Source organism: Arthrobacter sp. MMS18-M83, from assembly GCF_026683955.1.
Lineage (GTDB): Bacteria > Actinomycetota > Actinomycetes > Actinomycetales > Micrococcaceae > Arthrobacter.
The window spans coordinates 3,802,988-3,819,647 of sequence record NZ_CP113343.1 but is presented as its reverse complement, the minus strand read 5'-3'; the positions used below and the strand labels follow the sequence as shown (position 1 = coordinate 3,819,647).

13 protein-coding genes are annotated in these 16,660 nt (G+C 63.5%); 4 read left to right on the top strand and 9 right to left on the bottom strand.

The window, feature by feature from the left end; genetic code table 11:
- Nucleotides 1-165: 165 nt before the first annotated feature.
- A complete protein-coding gene (locus tag OW521_RS18085) occupies nucleotides 166-1,533 on the top strand; it encodes an MFS transporter (protein WP_268020962.1) in 1,368 nt (455 codons plus the stop codon).
- Between the two features lie 194 nt (nucleotides 1,534-1,727).
- On the opposite strand, the gene prpB is transcribed toward OW521_RS18085, so the two are convergent.
- The 7 genes from prpB to OW521_RS18050 are packed head-to-tail and all read right to left on the bottom strand — an operon-like array spanning nucleotide 1,728 to nucleotide 9,618.
- Nucleotides 1,728-2,645: a methylisocitrate lyase gene (gene prpB / locus OW521_RS18080; protein ID WP_268020961.1), complete on the bottom strand. Its 918-nt coding sequence runs from the start codon at nucleotides 2,643-2,645 to the stop codon at nucleotides 1,728-1,730.
- Nucleotides 2,646-2,661: 16 nt separating this feature from the next.
- Nucleotides 2,662-3,414, bottom strand: coding sequence for an SDR family NAD(P)-dependent oxidoreductase (locus OW521_RS18075; RefSeq protein ID WP_268020960.1), 753 nt, complete (start codon nucleotides 3,412-3,414; stop codon nucleotides 2,662-2,664).
- Between the two features lie 33 nt (nucleotides 3,415-3,447).
- Nucleotides 3,448-4,245: an alpha/beta fold hydrolase gene (locus OW521_RS18070; protein WP_268020959.1), complete on the bottom strand. Its 798-nt coding sequence runs from the start codon at nucleotides 4,243-4,245 to the stop codon at nucleotides 3,448-3,450.
- 23 nt (nucleotides 4,246-4,268) lie between these two features.
- Nucleotides 4,269-5,528 carry an acyl-CoA dehydrogenase family protein gene (locus tag OW521_RS18065; protein ID WP_268020958.1) on the bottom strand — a complete coding sequence of 420 codons (1,260 nt, stop codon included), beginning with the start codon at nucleotides 5,526-5,528 and terminating at the stop codon, nucleotides 4,269-4,271.
- A gap of 20 nt (nucleotides 5,529-5,548) precedes the next feature.
- Complete coding sequence (locus OW521_RS18060; RefSeq protein WP_268020957.1) at nucleotides 5,549-6,664, bottom strand: CaiB/BaiF CoA transferase family protein; 1,116 nt, start codon at nucleotides 6,662-6,664, stop codon at nucleotides 5,549-5,551.
- A gap of 25 nt (nucleotides 6,665-6,689) precedes the next feature.
- Entirely contained in the window at nucleotides 6,690-8,321 is a 1,632-nt protein-coding gene (locus OW521_RS18055) for a class I adenylate-forming enzyme family protein (protein WP_268020956.1), read from the bottom strand.
- A gap of 46 nt (nucleotides 8,322-8,367) precedes the next feature.
- Complete coding sequence (locus OW521_RS18050) at nucleotides 8,368-9,618, bottom strand: CaiB/BaiF CoA transferase family protein (RefSeq protein ID WP_268020955.1); 1,251 nt, start codon at nucleotides 9,616-9,618, stop codon at nucleotides 8,368-8,370.
- A gap of 245 nt (nucleotides 9,619-9,863) precedes the next feature.
- Between OW521_RS18050 and OW521_RS18045 the strand changes: the two genes are divergently transcribed.
- On the top strand, nucleotides 9,864-10,592 hold the full coding sequence (locus OW521_RS18045) for a dienelactone hydrolase family protein (protein ID WP_268020954.1): 729 nt from the start codon (nucleotides 9,864-9,866) through the stop codon (nucleotides 10,590-10,592).
- 10 nt (nucleotides 10,593-10,602) lie between these two features.
- Nucleotides 10,603-11,499 carry an enoyl-CoA hydratase-related protein gene (locus OW521_RS18040; protein ID WP_268020953.1) on the top strand — a complete coding sequence of 299 codons (897 nt, stop codon included), beginning with the start codon at nucleotides 10,603-10,605 and terminating at the stop codon, nucleotides 11,497-11,499.
- Nucleotides 11,500-11,579: 80 nt separating this feature from the next.
- On the opposite strand, the gene OW521_RS18035 is transcribed toward OW521_RS18040, so the two are convergent.
- Entirely contained in the window at nucleotides 11,580-13,679 is a 2,100-nt protein-coding gene (locus tag OW521_RS18035; RefSeq protein ID WP_268020952.1) for a PrpF domain-containing protein, read from the bottom strand.
- Nucleotides 13,676-14,755 (bottom strand): cupin domain-containing protein, encoded by a 1,080-nt coding sequence (locus OW521_RS18030; RefSeq protein ID WP_268020951.1) that lies wholly within the window; start codon nucleotides 14,753-14,755, stop codon nucleotides 13,676-13,678. The genes OW521_RS18035 and OW521_RS18030 overlap by 4 nt, the downstream gene beginning before the upstream one ends.
- Before the next feature lie 173 nt (nucleotides 14,756-14,928).
- Here OW521_RS18030 and OW521_RS18025 point away from each other — a divergent pair, with 173 nt between their 5' ends.
- Nucleotides 14,929-16,566, top strand: coding sequence for an FAD-dependent oxidoreductase (locus tag OW521_RS18025; protein WP_268020950.1), 1,638 nt, complete (start codon nucleotides 14,929-14,931; stop codon nucleotides 16,564-16,566).
- The last annotated feature ends 94 nt before the right edge of the window (nucleotides 16,567-16,660 follow it).

Genomic DNA, 16,660 nt, shown 5'->3' with positions numbered 1-16,660 from the left:
AGGTTTCCCTTAGGAAACAGCAAAAATTACATAAGGTCAAACCATTTTAGAAATAATCGAAAACTCATTGACAAGGTGATCTACACCATAGTCGAATGGTTAGACCGATAAGCGTTTTGTCGTTCGGGCTGCCCACCGGGCCTCCCCCGCATCGAAAGGACAAAGATGTCCATCACTGCAACGGCGGATCATGAATCCCGCCTCAAAATTCGCCAGGCCACCCGTGCCGGCGCCATCGGAAACCTGATCGAGTTCTTCGATTTCAGCCTGTACGGCTTCTTCGCCGTGATGATCTCCAAACTTTTCTTCCCCACGATCAGCCCCGTCGCGGCGCTCCTGGCCACGTTTGCCGTCTATGGTGGGGCATTCGTGATGAGGCCGGTTGGCGCCATCGTCTTCGGACACATCGCCGACAGGGTCGGCCGTCGCCGCGCCCTCATGATTTCCGTCGTCCTGATGAGCCTCTCGACAGCCCTCATTGGGATGCTGCCCGGCTACGCCCAGATTGGCGTTTTCGCGCCCGCATTACTGTTGCTGTGCCGCCTGACACAGGCGTTTTCCGCCGGAGGCGAGCAAAGCAATTCATACGTGCTGGTGATCGAGCACTCGCCAGTGAAGCAGCGCGGCCGCAACGGTTCGTGGCTCGTAGTATCGGTGATGTTGGGCGTGGTCGCCGGGATTCTCTTGTCCCTGCTGATGGAATCCGTCACTTCCGACGCCCAAATGGAGGCCTGGGGCTGGCGTGTTCCGTTCATTGTGGCTGTGCCCCTTGGCCTGCTCGGGCTCTACCTTCGGATCAAGTTGCAGGATTCGGACGTTTTCAAGGACGCCCATGCCACTATCGCCAACGAGCCACGACGGCACAGTCCACTTGTCCAGGCTCTGCGAACCGTGCCGAAGGAGATGCTGATCCTCTTCGGCTGGATAGCCCTGGTATCCCTCGCCGGCTACATTCTCATCGGCTTTATGGTGACGTTGCTGGTCAAGTTCGAAGGCTACGACATGTCGGCGGCCCTGGGTATCCTGGCCGTCAGCTTCCTGATCGGTATTCCGGCTGTCTTGGCCATTTGCCGTTGGGCGGACCATCTTCCGCGCAAAGTCTTCGCTACCGCAAACGCCGTGGCGATGCTTCTTTGGACGCTGCCCGCTTTTTGGCTCGTCGGACAAGGTCCAATTGGTGCCGGTATTGCCCTGACGGTGTGGATCATCATCATGTATCCCATGAACCTTGTTGCCGGATTCGCGGTTGTGGAACTGTTCCCTGTGGACATAAGGGCGAGCGCCAGCGGCGTTCCCTATCAGCTCGGATTTGCGATTTTCGGCGGCAGCGCGCCCTATCTGGCAACGTGGCTGACGTCCTCGCTCTCCTCGATGTCGGTCGCCTACTACGTTGCTGCCGTGGCATTGATCGGGATCCTGGTGGCAATCTTCGGCATTCCAAACGCCCGTGAGATGGCGGTCGTCTCAACTGTGGATAAGAGCGGTCTCCAGTTCGATGACGGAAACACGCTGGACGACGTCCCGGTGCCCTAGCGCCACGGGACGACAAGAGAGACAGAGACCCGCACTCCGAAATTCAGAGTTTGAATTTCGGAGTGCGGGTCTTTTGTTATGCCAATGGTCGCGGCGGGGCAACGGATTGTTGCGATAAGTGCAATCCGGGTGATTGCCCGGTGCCCCGCCGACGCTTTTCCCGGCCGTGTTATCCGGGCGGAAGGTGTTTCAGGTCAAGCCTGCTGGCGGAAAACTTCCGGAACGGCGAAGTTGAATACTCCGCTATCAAAGTGGTTGTAGCCCTCGTAATCGACCAGATCGTACAGCCGCGTACGCGTCAGCATATTCGGCACTTCGGACTCCTGCGTCCCGTGGTCCCGAAGCGTGTCCAGGGCTCGCTCTGCGGCACCCATGGCCATGCGCAGGAGAGTGACTGGATAAATCACCATGTTTACGCCCACGTCCCGCAGTTCGTTGACAGTGAACAGGCGCGACTTGCCGAACTCGGTCATGTTGGCCAGGATCGGCACGTCGACTGCCTGGCGAATCGAGGCGAATTCTTCCAAGTCCCGCATTGCTTCGGGGAAGATCGCGTCCGCCCCGGCATCAACGAGCGCCTTGGCGCGGTCCTGCGCGGCTTCCAGTCCGTCTGAGGCGCGAATGTCCGTGCGGGCCATGATGAGGAAGTTCGGATCCCGGCGCGCATCGGCGGCAGCGCGGATGCGCCGCGTCGCCACATCGAGTTCAACGACGCCTTTCCCGTCAAGGTGCCCGCAGCGCTTAGGGTTGATCTGGTCCTCGATGTGGCAGCCTGAAAGCCCCGCATTTTCGAGTTCCTGGACAGAGCGCGCCGCGTTCATGGGTTCGCCGAAGCCCGTGTCGGCGTCCACGATGGCCGGCACGCCCGTCATTCGCGCGATCTGGCCGGCACGGCCCACCACCTCGGTGAGTGTGGTGAGTCCGATGTCCGGTAACCCGAGATCGTTGGCCAGCACAGCTCCTGAAATGTAGACCCCCGCGAATCCCTTCTCCTCGATGAGGCGGGCGGATAAAGGATTAAAGGCCCCAGGAAACTGATGGATGGAGCCATTCGCGAGGAGTTCGCGGAAGCGTACGCGCTTCTGTTCAGCGGTGATGGTTGAGTAGAGCATTGGACATCCTTTCCGGCTAGCGCACCATGCCTAGCCCGCCATTGACCGAGATAGTCTGGCCGGTGATGAAGCGGGAGCCATCCCCCGCGAGAAATACCATGACGGGCGCCAGATCGCGGTCCGGGTCGCCGAGCTCTCCGCCCAGCGGCGTCTTGGCGTACACGTTGCCGCGACCTTCAGACTGCCCGGACTCCGTCATCGGGGTTTTCATGGCCGGGACGACGATGTTGGCCCGGACGCCGTGCGGTCCGAATTCAAGCGCGATGGTTCGCGTCCAGGCATGGACTCCGCCCTTGGTGGCCGAGTAGCCGCCCAGGCCGCGGATGGCCGACATACCGGCGTCAGAGCCGAAGTTGATGATGTGCCCGGCTTTTGAGGGTTTCATGGCTAGGAACGCTGCCTGGCTGGTATAGAACGTCCCGCGCAGGTTGATGTTCAGGAGAAAGTCGAAGTCGGCGTCCGTTAGCTCCTCTGCCGGTTTGGCTCTCTGCACCCCTGCCACATTGACCAGCACATCCAGTCCGCCGAGGCGCTGCGTGGCGGCGGATACGGCGTCGAACACCTGCTCACGGCAGGCTACGTCGACGGCGGCGAAAGAGACATCCGCCCCGGTCTCCCGGGCGATTTCCTCCGCGGTCGCCATGCCTTGCTCCTCCTTGAGATCCATGGCGACGACGGCGGCACCCTCGCGGGCGAAAGCCCTCACGGTGGCGGCGCCCATTCCCTGGGCGCCTCCGGTGACGATGATCCGCTTTCCTTGCAATTGCATGATGTCTCTCCTGTGGCTCGTAAGGGCATAGGTTCAGTTCACGGCCGTGGCCGCGATGTGGCCGCGCAGCAGTTCGGCAAGCTTGGCCGGCTCGCGGCGGTGACCGACATGGTTGGCGCCCTCGATGGTTGCGAGTCGCGCGTTGGGCGCCCGTCGTGCAAGCTCAAGGGCTGCCTGCCTGTGCCGGTCGTCGGTGGCCGTCCCGTACACAGCCAAGACAGGAACCTCCAGGGACTCCGGCAGGTAGACGGGCCCGCCGTCGCGCGCGTCCCTCAACTCAGCAGCCCATGCAGGGCCCTGTGCCAGAAGATCCTGACGACGGCCGTCGTCGAGCGCTTCCCAGCGGGCGTCGCCCACATGGCGGCGCAGGAAGCGCTCCGCAGCCGCGAGGACCTGCTGTGGGTCCCGGCCGTCGTTCGGCAAGGGAACCGGCGGCCACCACGACTCCCACGGCATGGGCGATTCGTACGCCACAACGCCTTTGAACAACTGCGGTGCGCGCTCCACAGCAGCGAGCGCAATCACCCCGCCCAAGCTGTGGGCCAGCACCATGGAGCAGTGGCCGTCAAGGATGGCCAGCAGGTCTTCCACATGCTCCGCCAGGCGGGCGGGCTGCCTGCTCGTCAGGGGCGAGGCGCCATAGCCTCGGCGGTCATAAGAGACCACGTCGAACCCTGCCAGATGATCTATCAGCCGGGAAAAACTACCGCCCGTGTCCATGGCGCCATGGACAAGCACAATGCGTGTGGCGCCGCTCAATGGCTGCGAAACCATAGGATCCGAAATGCTGGAGACGGCGAGGCCGTCAACCTGGATGGTGGTGGTTTTCATGGGCTTCCCCTCTGATTGCGCCGCTAGTCGCGCGGAAGTCCAAGTACCTTCTCCGCAAGGGAGTTCCGGACAATCTCATCCGTGCCGGCGAAGATGTGGACCCCCGGCTCGCCGAGGACCAGGGAGTTCCATGAGAAGGTACCCCACTCGCCGCTGTCGGCAGTGAGCCGCGGACCCAGGACCTGCCCGGCCAGCAGGGAAGCACGCCGCAGATTGAAGCTCAGCGCGAGCTTGCTGACCAGGGGCGTCGGATCCGTGCGGTAGCCGGTGGCCCCGGCACGGTCCGTCCCGTTCTGGGTCAACTGTTTGGTGGCCCAGAAACCCGTGATGGTCTTGACCAGGGCCTGGCGGACCAGCGGGTCGTTTTCCTGCCCCATGGCCTTCACCAGGGCGGTCAGCCGGGTGCCGTTGGCGAGTCCCGAGCCGGAGCGGCTCAGGCCGGCGCCGATGCCGGCCCGCTCCCGTGCAAGGATCTCCCCGGTGACGTCCCAGCCTTGGCCGATTTCACCCAGCAGGTGAGCATCCGGCACGAACGCGTCATCGAGGTATACCTCGTTGAAGGCGGCGCCCCCGGTCATTTGCCGCAGCGGAACCACCTTGACGCCGGGCTGGTGCATGTCGAGAACAAAAGCAGAGAAGGCCCGCTTTCCGGGTTCGTTGGACGTCCGGCAGAAGATCACGCCGATGTCTGCCAGGTGCGCATCCGAGGTCCAGACTTTTTGCCCGTTAAGGCGCCAGCCGCCCTCGGTCCGGGTGGCGCGGGTACGCGCGGAGAACATGTCCGATCCTGCATCCGGTTCGCTGAACAATTCGCAGGCCACAAGGTCTCCGCGTTGCAGGGCGCGCGGGATGCTCCGGCGCACTTCTTCGGTTCCCCGGCTCAGCAGCACCGGGCCGAGGACATGGTCAAGTTTGAAGTACGTCTCGCTGGGCGTCTCGAATTGGGATTCAAGGCGGCGGTAGGCCCGAGAGTACGCGGAGGGAAGCTCACGGCCACCGTGCTCCGCGGGACCGTCAAGCCAGCCGAAGCCGGCTTCGAACCGTTTGCGTCGCCATTCCTTGGCCTCGGCCAGGCGGGCGCGCTCCTCCTCGGAGTCCGGCTCCTCCCAAAGCTTGACCCCTGTGTCCTCGCCGAAGCCCCATTCGAACGCGGTGCGGGCCGGTTTCACCTGGACATTGGCTTCGAGGAATGCCGTGGCCCGGGCAACGAATTGCTCAATGCTTTCCGGACCGCCGATACCGTGCTGATCTGCTTTCTCGCCCATATAGGCAGTTTCCACCATGTTCGTTCCTCCTGGGGATGTCAGTTGCTTGCGGCGGTCTCGGCCAGGCCGAACCGTTCGAGGATTTGGGCGGTGTGACCGCCAGGCTCGGGGCGCGGTTTTGTCGACGACGGCGTCCGGCTGAACCGCGGACTCGGAGCCGGTTCCGGGAAGCCGTCGACGTTGACGAACGCTTTCCGCGCCCGATGGGCCTCAGCGGAGGGCACCTCCGCCGGACTGAGCACGGGAGCGAAACAGGCTTCGACGCCATCGAACGTTTGCCCCCATTCGGTACGGGTACGCGTCCGGATGCGTTCGGCGATTATGCTACGGCGCCGCGGCCACGCAGCGCGGTCGTTCTGGGGGTGCATGCCGGCAGGGTCAAGCCCGAGCGTCTCCACCATCGCTTCATAGAATTTTGGCTCCACGGCGCCGAACGAGACATACAGTCCGTCCGCAGTTTCGTAGACGTCGTAGTACGGAGCGCCGGTGTCGAACAAGTTGGTGCCCCGTTCGTCCCGCCACTGTCCCAGGGAGCGCATGTGGTGCACAACGGACATGAGCATTGAAGCGCCGTCCACGCAGGACGCATCCACAATTTGGCCCTTGCCTGAGCGTGAGCGCTCGTAGAGCGCGGAAACGATACCCAGGGCCAGGAACATTCCGCCGCCGCCGAAGTCACCAACGAGGGAGAGCGGCACTACCGGCGCCTGGCCCGCCCGGCCCATCGGTTCCAGGGCCCCGGCCATGGCGATGTAGTTGATGTCGTGCCCTGCCGTGGCGGCCAGGGGCCCATCTTGGCCCCACCCCGTCATCCGCGCATAGACCAGGGCCGGGTTGTGCGGCATCAAGTCCTCGGGCCCAAGCCCGAGCCGCTCCATCACACCGGGACGAAAGCTTTCCACGAGCACATCGGCGCGGACTGCCAGTTCCCGCGCCAGGCGCTTGCCGGCGTCGTCCTTCAGGTCCGCGACGACAGACTGCCGGCCTCGGCCGAAGGTGTCACGCGCGCGGGCCTGCGCCAAACGTTCCGGCCTTTGGGGCCGTTCGACGCGGATTACCTCCGCTCCCATGTCGGCCAACAACATGCAGCAGAAGGGCGCAGGCCCCAGTCCTGCGAACTCCACCACTGTCAGTCCTTCAAGAACGCCGCCCATGCCGTCCCTTTCCTCTCGATGGTCCTTACGCGTCGGCGGGGCCGGAGTCGTCAAGATCGACGATTCCGCGCTCGATCCACTGCGCCTTGAGGAGCTTCTTGTCCATTTTTCCTACGGCAGTCATGGGCAGCTTGTCGCGGCGGATCCACCAGCGCTCGGGTATCTCGAACTTGCCCAAGTACTCGCGGCACAAGGCCAGGATGCTGTCCCGGTCGAAGTCCGCCCCGGGTGCCAGAACCACGATGGCGCCCACGATTTCGCCCAGGTCCGCATCCGGCAGGGCAAGCACGCCGGCATCCGACAGGTCAGGGTGGCGCTGGAGCGTGTTCTCGATATGCGCGGCTGCGATGTTCTCTCCACCGCGGATGATGATCTCCTTGGCCCGGCCCGTGACATAGAGGTAACCCTCGTCGTCGATCCGGCCAAGGTCACCGGTTGCCACCCATCCTTCGCCGTCCGCTACCGGACCCTCCCCCACGATTTCAAGGGGAACATTAGGAGTCCGGCCGTAGATTTCGCCGACGCCATCCTCACCTGCGCCCACGATCTTGATATCGACCACGGGTAGCGGCTTGCCAACGCGGCCGGGGTGACCGTTGATTTCGCTGCCGGCCGCAGCCGCAAGGAGTCCACCTGTTTCAGTGAGGCCGTACAGGCTGCCCACGCGTTTGTTGACCTTCGGGAAGGTCGCCGCAATCCGGGCACGCAGTTCATCGGGGACGGCGGCGCCGCCCAACGGGATGGAGCCAAGCGAGGAAACGTCCCTCGTCTGCAGGTCCGGATGGTCCAGGACACGGGACACCATGGTGGGGATCGCGCCCCAAGACTTAACCTGCTCCACCTCGATGAGGCGCAGCACTTCGGCCGGATCAAATTTGCCGTCCAGCATGACGAGCTTGCCACCCTGCAGGATAGTCCCGCAGCTGACCTGCACCCCAGCCAAGTGGAACAGCGGCACGGTCTGCAGGCTGGCAGTGCCAGGGTGGGAGTCTTCGAGCTCGCTCGGCAGCCGCCTTGTCATGCTGAGCAGATTCTGCAGGTTGCCGACCACGGAGCGCTGCGACACGAGGATTCCCTTGGGAATGCCCGTAGTACCGGAGCTGAACATCACCAGGGCCGGGTCGTCCTCATCGACTTCTGCCAGGCGCAGGGTGGCGGGCTCCTTGGCGTCCACGATTTGCCGGATCTCGGCGATGGAAACGCGCGAGACCTGGCTCATTTCGACGTCGCTAATTGCCAGTTTCGGTTGGATCCGGCCGAGGATGACCTCCAGCTCGTGGGCCCCCCACCATGGGTTTCCCAGCACGGCCACGGCTCCAAGGCTTTCGATGGCCCAGAAGCTGACGAACCATTCGATGCTGTTGAAGCCCAGAATGAGGACCCGGTCGCCGGTCGCAATCCCGTAGGCAGCAAGCCGGTTGGCGACGGCTGCAACCGCCTGTTCGTGATCGGCGTAGCTGAGCCGGCGCGTGCCCTGGACCAGGAACTCCCGGTCACCCCAGCGGCGGGCGTCCAGCAGCAGCTGGCCGACGGAGTGCGGCCGGTCACGGTAAACGCGGACCGGGTAGCCGTTGACGGTTGATTCGACGACGTCGCGGCCCCACCGGAGAGGCATCGGCGTCTCGGGGGTCGTGGTCAGTTCAGGGCTGGTGGTCAATTCGGGCTCCTTGCTCTGAGTCTTTGTGTGTTCTGAATGCATGCTGCTAGGCCGTCTGGGGGACAAACGTGCTGTTGACGATTCCCCGGGACCTCAGGTCCTGGATTTCCTCCGGGCCGAGGCCGGCCTCCGCGAGGATCTGGTCTGTGTGCTCGCCAAGGCCAGGTGCGTAGCCACGCGGGCCTGTGGCTGCGTGCTCGAAACGGATTGGATTGTTGGGCACCTTGTAGGGGCCGAAGACCGGGTGTTCCAGTTCGACGACGGACTGGTTGTGCACCACCTGTGGATCCTCGAGGGCTTCCTCCATACGGTGGATCGGGCTGCAGGGGATGCTGGCGTCCTCGAGTTTCTGCAGCCAGAAGTCCGCCGGGCGGGTGCCGAAGAGGTCTTGAAGCCGGCCGCAGAGTTCGTCGCGATGCGCGATGCGGTCCGTGTTGGTTGCGAAGCGGGGGTCGCTGAAGTCATCGAACTCGGCCAGGAAAAGCACGAGCCTTTCCCAGAAGCGGTCGTTCAGGCACGCAAGGATGAAGTATTTCTCATCTGAACCGAGGAATGGTTGGTACGGCACCAGCTGCGGGTGCCCGCCTCCCTGCGGCCGGAATGCGACGCGGGTCTTGTCGTAGGCCGTGATGTAGTTGGCGAAAGCCGCCACCTGGCCGTCGAGCAGGTTGATGCTGATTTTGTCGCCACGGCCGGTCTGGTCACGCTGGCGCAGGGCGGCGCACACTCCGAAGCCCAGGAAGAAGGAACCCACAAAGTCGGCGATTGGAACGCCCACCTTAACTGGTCCGCCGCCCACCTCGCCCGTGACTCCCATCATTCCGCTGAGGGCCTGGGCCAGGATGTCCATGCCGGGCTGGTGTGCGCGGGGGCCGTCCTCGCCGAAAGCGGTGATGGAGGCGTAAACCAGCCGCGGGTTGATCTTGCTGAGCGTGGCATAATCGATGCCCATGCGTTCGACGGCGTCAGGCCGGAAGGCGACCACGAACACGTCGGCCTCGCGCACCAGGCGCAGCAGCACGTCGTATCCGGCAGGGTCCTTGAGGTTCAGCGCAATGGACCGCTTGCTGCGGTTCACACCGTAGAAGTAGGCGCTCTCGCCCGGGCCGTAGGCGTTGTCCACGTAGCGGAAGCTGTCGCCTTGGAGCGGCTCCACTTTGACGACGTCGGCACCCAGGTCACCCAGCATGGAGGTTCCGTAGGGCCCTGCTCCGATTTGGGAGAGGTCGACGATCTTCACCCCACTCAGGGGGAGGACTCCCCCTTGGGCTGCTTGCTCGAATCCTGCTGTCGTCACGATAAACCCCTCTACACTGCGTCTTTGCAATCCGGTGTCTTTGCAATCGGTCTAACCATTTGACAACGGGCTTGGAGGGCTTGTCAACGTTGTTTCAGGCAACTTTCCCAAAAAGGCAAATGGTATGACCTTCCTATAGTTGGATTCTTCGCCTATCGTGAGAATTACCATGCAGGCACCGTTGCTCGCTCGTGCCTGCCACGGACCCAGCCCGGTACCGTCGAGAAGACAGGGAGACTCCGCAAGTGCCATTTGCCATCGATTCAGAGTTCGTCACCATCGAGGGCCTTCGGGCCTATCAGTCCACGCCCGCGATTGATGGAGGCCATGCCCCGAAGGCCGGGATGCTGCTGCTGCCCATGATCACGGGGATCGGCGCACAAGTGCGCGAATTCGCAGAAACCATCGCCGCCCAAACGGGAGCAGTGGCGTTGAGCTGGGACCCCTGGCACGGCACGAGCTCCGATGACGCAGAGTTCGACGTGCTGCATGGAATGCTCGACGAACTCAAGGACGAGACCGCCGTCGCGGAGCAGCGCACCCTGCTGAACCATTTGCGCGAGGGTCTCGGCCTGGAGCGCGTGGGGGTCATTGGCTGGTGCCTTGGCGGGCGCTTCGCCTTCATCCTCGGCGGACTGGACAACAAGTTGGTCAATGTCCTGGCCTTTCACCCCACCGTCCCTAGTGAACCCGCCGCGACCCACACGTACGATGTCGTCGACCTCGCCGGCGCGGTAGAGGCGCCGACCTTCATGGCGTACCCGGGCAAGGACTCAATCGTTCCCCGTGAGAATTTCCTGCGCCTTCAGGAAGCCCTCCAGGCCCGCACAACGGCCCCCACGCTCATCCACCTGTATCCGGAAGCCAAGCACGGTTTCAGCGACAAACGCCGGCATGACGAGGAAGTGAACGCCACCGCGTTCCAGCTTTCGTGGCCGCAGGCCCTCGCGTTCATATCAGCCACTACCGCCTAAAGGACAAGACATGGAATTGAAAGTCACCAAGTACCAGATCGACGACGACGGCGTCGCCACTGTATGGTTCCACCGCCCCGGCCGGGGAAACTCGTGGACCAACCTCATGAACTCCGAGTACCGCTGGATCATGGATACCTTGGACAAGGACCCCAAAGTACGCGTCGTGGTGCTTACCGGCACGGGCAACCAGTTCTGCGTCGGCGCCGACACCAAGGCACTGAACTTCTACACGAAGACGGACGAAAACTACGCCGACACCGTCGACGCCAGCGAAGCCGCCCAGCCGGGTACCGGCGTGAATCCGGAGTTCGAAACCGACGTGATCTGGCACTGGGGCCTCCGCCTCCCGGTGATCGCGGCCATCAACGGCGCCTGCGCAGGAATAGCCGCCGCCATCGCAAGCTTCTGCGACCTCCGTTACGCGGCAGAGGGCATCAAGTTCACCACGTCGACTCCGCGTCTTGGCCTGCCTGCTGAGTATGGCCTGTCCTGGATCCTGCCCCGGATCGTCGGGACCACCCATGCGGCCGACATTCTGTTCACGGGCCGAATCGTCTACTCGGAGGAATTGCAGCACATGGGCTTCCTCAACGGCCTGTTCCCGCGCGAAACCTTTATGGACGAGGTCTACAAGGTGGCCCGAATGATCGCATCCCAGGTCTCCCCCGCTTCCGTGACGTCGGCCAAACGCCAGATGTACGGCGAACTGCTGCACCTGCACCCCCGGCAGGCAATCGACGGCTCTAAGGAAATCATCGGCCACTTCATGCGCCAGCCGGATTTCCAGGAAGGGATCGCCGCCTACAACGAGCGGCGCGTACCCAAGTTCGGCGACCCCGTCATCGGCGACTCGATCACTGGTGAGCGACAGGCCACCGAGGATCGTTCGGCGACGCCGGTCTGATCAACCTGAAGGCAAAAAGCAGCCCCGAATAATCAGAAGTGGCCCGGCTCCTTTGGGAAGCCGGGCCACCTTTTTGGGTTTCAGGCGTAGACGAAGCCGTCTAACAGACGGCGGGTGGTGCGGTAGGTCGAGGCGTACTCAGCGCTGTAGCCACCGGCGCCGCCGTCCGTTTTCACTGAGGCGTTGGCATCAAGAACTCCCGACGGCGTGCCGAGCCGAATGGGGGCACCGGCAGCGGACCGCCGGGTGACGGAGTTGACGATGGTGCCTTCGATCCGGGAGGCGATCGCTGTGCACAGGCCCCCTGTAACGGGCACGGCGCGGTGCGGACGCCCGCTGGATAGGAAACGGACCAGCAAGTCCACCTCGCCCTCCTCCACGCGTTCCCCCGAAAGTGTGGTGTACGCCACCGGAGGGGCTACGAGGGCGATGAAGGGAACAAGGCGATTCTTCCCGGCGGCCTCCAACGACTCTGCGATACCCATAGCGACAGAAGCGTGCCTCCGGGCATCCTCCAATCGAGCCAGGAGCCCGGCGTCGGCCTCGAGCTCATCAGGTAGCTCATCCCCGCGGATGCCGATGTCCTCCGCGCGAAGGAAGACGCACGGATTCGCGGCGTCAATAAAGGAAGCCTGCAGAACGTGCCCGTTGCCGCCGTCGAACCCTTCCGTGAGCGCGAACCCATCCAGCTCCCTGCCGGTCGGCAGAAGGCTGCCAGTCCCGGCCCCTCCCGGATCCAGGAAGTCCAGGCGCACGGGTGCTCCTGAGCCGGCCACGCCCTTGATGACATAGTCGCCGTCCTCGACGCTGCGCCCGCCGCGTACCGCGAACGTCGCGGCGATGATCTTGCCCGTGTTCACGTTGTGGATCCGTACACGCGCGTCGCCGTCGGGAAGCTGGATCAGGCCTTCGTCCACTGCAAACGGCCCGATGGCGGAGGACATATTGCCGCAGTTACCTCCGTAGTCCACCGAGGCTTGGTCCACTTGGACCTGTGCGAACAAATAGTCGACGTCGGCCTCTCGATGGGTAGGCGGGCCCACCACGCAGACCTTGGACAGGGAGGAGATCCCGCCGCCCATCCCGTCCAGCTGCCGCCCGTAGGGATCGGGGCTGCCCATGGCGCGCAGGAACAGCTCATCCCATTCGGAGCAATCTCCGGGCAGGTCCTCAAGACGGAACACCAACGCCTTGCTTGTGCCGCCGCGAATGAATGCCGCCCTGATCCTGCGACGCATACGCTCACATTCCTTCCGTGAAACGCCGCGGCCTCCCCCAACAGGAAGGCCGCGGCGTTTGTCCTTAAAAGGCCGCGGCGCCGGGGCCGCTTCCATGATGTCTAGTTTCATGCAGCCGATCCCGTCGATCTCGATCTCCAGCTCGTCGCCGGGGACCACGGGACCGACGCCCTTGGGGGTCCCGGAAGCAATGATGTCACCGGGTTTGATCTCCACGACGGAGGAAATCAACTCGATCGCCTCCGCAATGCCCACGATCATGTCCTCGATCCTGGCTTTTTGCCGGACCTCCCCATTCACCGACAGCCGGGACTGGAGCGCGTCGACATCGTCGATCTCGTCTGCCGTCACGAGCCATGGCCCCACCGGAGTGAAGGTTGCAAAGGACTTCCGCAGCGAACGGTCCTCCTCGTGCTCACCCGGTTCGATCCGCATCGTGAGGTCCACCAAGCACGAGTACCCGAAGACGTGCTCCATGGCGTGGGCACGCGGTATGTTCCGACCGCCTGAACCCATGATCACGGCGAGCTCGCATTCGTGGTCGAAACGCCGGGCCGAGCCCGCGGGCAGCTCAATCCCGTCGGCAGGTCCGGAAACCGAGCCCGCGGCCTTGAGGAAGAACCCCACCTCCCGGGCGGTTCGGCCACCCTTCGTGATGGAGCGTTCGCCGATCTCGCCCAAGTGGGCGCGGTAGTTGGCCGGAATGGCAAATACCTGGGGCGGTGCCGGGTTCACGGCTCGCAGCGCCACCTCCGCCAGCGGGCGGATGGCCCCGTCTACGCCTTGCAGCCGGGCCCCCACGGTCGACCAGTGACGGATGATCCAATTGACACGCTGTTCCGGCCAATCGTCGAACTCCACCGGCACCACGGAAGTGACGTCGCGAACGGAATCACCCTCAACGAGGCCAACACAGTAGTCATCAAAGACTGCGAGCCTCACCGCTGCTTCTCGGCTTCGCTCGCGTCTGCCAAGACTTCCTCGTGGTACGTGTTCAGGTACCGCAGGATGGGGCTGTCATCCACGCGGAACAGGCGGCCCTCGACCGTTCCCTCATTGAGGTGGCGATGCGTTGCCCATGGCGGGATGGACATAAAGTCCCCTTTGTTCCAGTCGAACCGGCGGCCGTTGACAATGGTGGTCCCCGAGCCTTCCTGCACGTAGTAGACCTTGCTTCCGCCATGCCGGTGGGCTTTGCCCTGGAAGCCGGGGCGGATGATCTGGGACTTCATGGACATTGAGGGCAACGCTGAACCGCCGCCGGCCGGGTTCTGGTACTCAAGGATCACATCATCCAGCGGATCTGGGCGCAGGCCCTTGGCAAGTTCCATGGCGGAATCCGCCTGCGCCTTGCTGTAGACGAGAAGCGGGTTGCGTTCCGGTCGGGGAGCCGGGCCCACGGGCCGCATCAAGCCTGATCCAAACTCCCGCCATGACGTCTCCGGGTAGTCATTGACCGGCTGGGTGCCCTGCTCGTACGGGTCGAAATAGATGTTGTGGAGCTTCTTCATGACGGACACGTCCAGCACGTCCAGCCAGATCATGGGCTCCTTGCCCTCGTGGACATGGTCATGCCACATCCAGTTCGGGGTGAGGACCAGATCGCCCTCGTTCATGTCGTATTTCTCGCCCTCCACATTCGTGGTGCAGCCGTTGCCGTGCATGATGAAGCGGAATGCGTCCGGCGTATGCCTGTGTGCCGTGGCCACTTCGCCGGGATTAATGTACTGAATGGATGCCCAGAACGTGGGAGTTGTTCCATACTCCAACCCGGGGTTGGCCAGCCGCAGGGTTCGGCGGTCACCTCCGGGTTCCAGGCTCAGCACCTGGCCCAGTTCTTCGAGGTATGCGTGCAGGTCCTCCCAGCGCCAATGCATGGGGACCATTGGGGATTCAGGAGTGCGCGTGAAGAGCGGCGGCTCATCCGGCTGCGCAATCTTCAGGCCATCTTTGCCCAGCCTCTCGCGCAGCTGGCGCCGCACTTCGACGTCGCTCTCCACCAACGTGCTCTCAGACATCGTCTTCTCCTCTCCTTGAGGTGTACTTTCATCAAATGGTCGAACCATTCACAATCGACACTAAACCCGCGTCATTCCGTGGTCAAGAGCGGAGGTCGAATTGGTAAAATCCTTGACACGGTCTAATGGTTCGACCATAAGATAGCAGTAGACCATAAGGAAAGGTGAAGACCATGGTGGAACAAGTTCCCGTACTCATCGTCGGCGGAGGGCCAGTTGGCCTGGCCCTTGCTGGTGATCTCGGCTGGCGGGGGGTAAAGTCCGTGCTCGTGGAAGCTCGCAACGGCGCGGTCTTCCAGCCCAAAATGGACATGGTGGGAATCCGCACCATGGAGTTCTGCAGGCGGTGGGGCATCACGGCTGACGTCGAGGCCGCCGGCTATAACCGCGAATACATCCAGGACTGCGCCTGGGTGACGCACCTCAACGGCTACGAGTTCGGTCGCGAGGAGTTCGCGTCCCCCAAGGACGAGAAGACTCCCCCGCAGAGCCCGCAGCACCGCGAGCGCTGCCCGCAGAACTTCTTCGACCCCGTGCTGACCCGCTTCGCAGCCTCAACCGGGGAGTCGGAGGTCCGGTATCGGACGGAATTGGTGTCCATAGTGGATAACGGCGACAAGGTCACGGCGACGCTCCGCAATCGCGACGACGGTACGGAGTACCAGGTGGAGGCGGACTTCCTGGTGGGCGCCGACGGCGGCCAAAGTACAGTGCGGGAAATCCTCGGGGTCGGCATGAGCGGCGAGGGTGCCCTCACCTACACTTCAAACGCGATCTTCCGCTGCGACGGACTGGAAGAGCTGCACACCACAAAGCCAGCCTACCGTTATATCTTCATTGGTCCTGAAGGCACATGGGCCACCCTCGTAGCCATCAATGGCCGGGACCAGTGGCGATTCTCCCTCATCGGCGACGAGACTCAGCACGAGGTGGGCGAGGAGGAGATGCGTGCGGCGATCGTGCGCGCCGTCGGCCGTGAATTCGACTTCGAGATCCTCTCCATGCTGCCCTGGGTGCGGCGCCAGTTGGTGGCCGACAGCTACCGCAAGGGCAAGGTATTCCTTGCCGGGGATGCTGCGCACCTGACCTCGCCTACCGGCGGTTTTGGCATGAACACCGGCGTCCTGGATGCCGTGAACCTGTCGTGGAAGCTCGCGGCCAGCGTTCAGGGCTGGGGTGGCGAGACATTGTTGGACAGCTATGAGTTCGAGCAGCGGCCGGTTGCTATCCGCAACGTCACCGAAGCAGGGGACAACCTGAGGCGTATGCTGGGCCCCCGTGTTGCCCAACCCCGCCCGGAGGTCTTCAATGATGACAGCTCGGAGACCGAGGCCGCCCGCCGCGAGTACGGCGACGCCTACACCGAAGCCATGAAGCGCGAGTGGTTCAGCATCGGCATCCATCTGGGCTACGTTTACGAGGGCTCCCCTGTGATCATTCCGGACGGCACTCCCCTGCCGCCGCTCACGGTCTCCACGTACGTTCCGACCGCCCGCCCCGGATCCCGGGCTCCGCACGTGTGGCTCGATGCAGACCGCTCGATCCTCGATGAGTTCGGCCGGGAATTCGTGATTCTTCGCTTCGATCCGCGCGTCGACGTAAGTTCGCTGCTTGCCGCGGCGGAGCAGGCGGAAGTGCCGATGCGCGTGGCGGACATTGACAATGCGGAAGCGCTCGAGCTGTACGGGGCCAGGCTCGCCATTGTCCGTCCGGACGGACAGGTGGCCTGGCGGGGCGATGAGCCCACGTCGGATGCTGTGGGCTTTATCCGCCGCTTGGCCGGACAGAGCATCGCGGCTCCGGTGGGCTGAGGCACCCGAAGCGGGCGGCTCAGCCAAACGGCTAAGGGAAGGGCGGGAACCAAAGGTTCCCGCCCTTCCCCTTGTGCCCGAGCCCCCCTGCTTT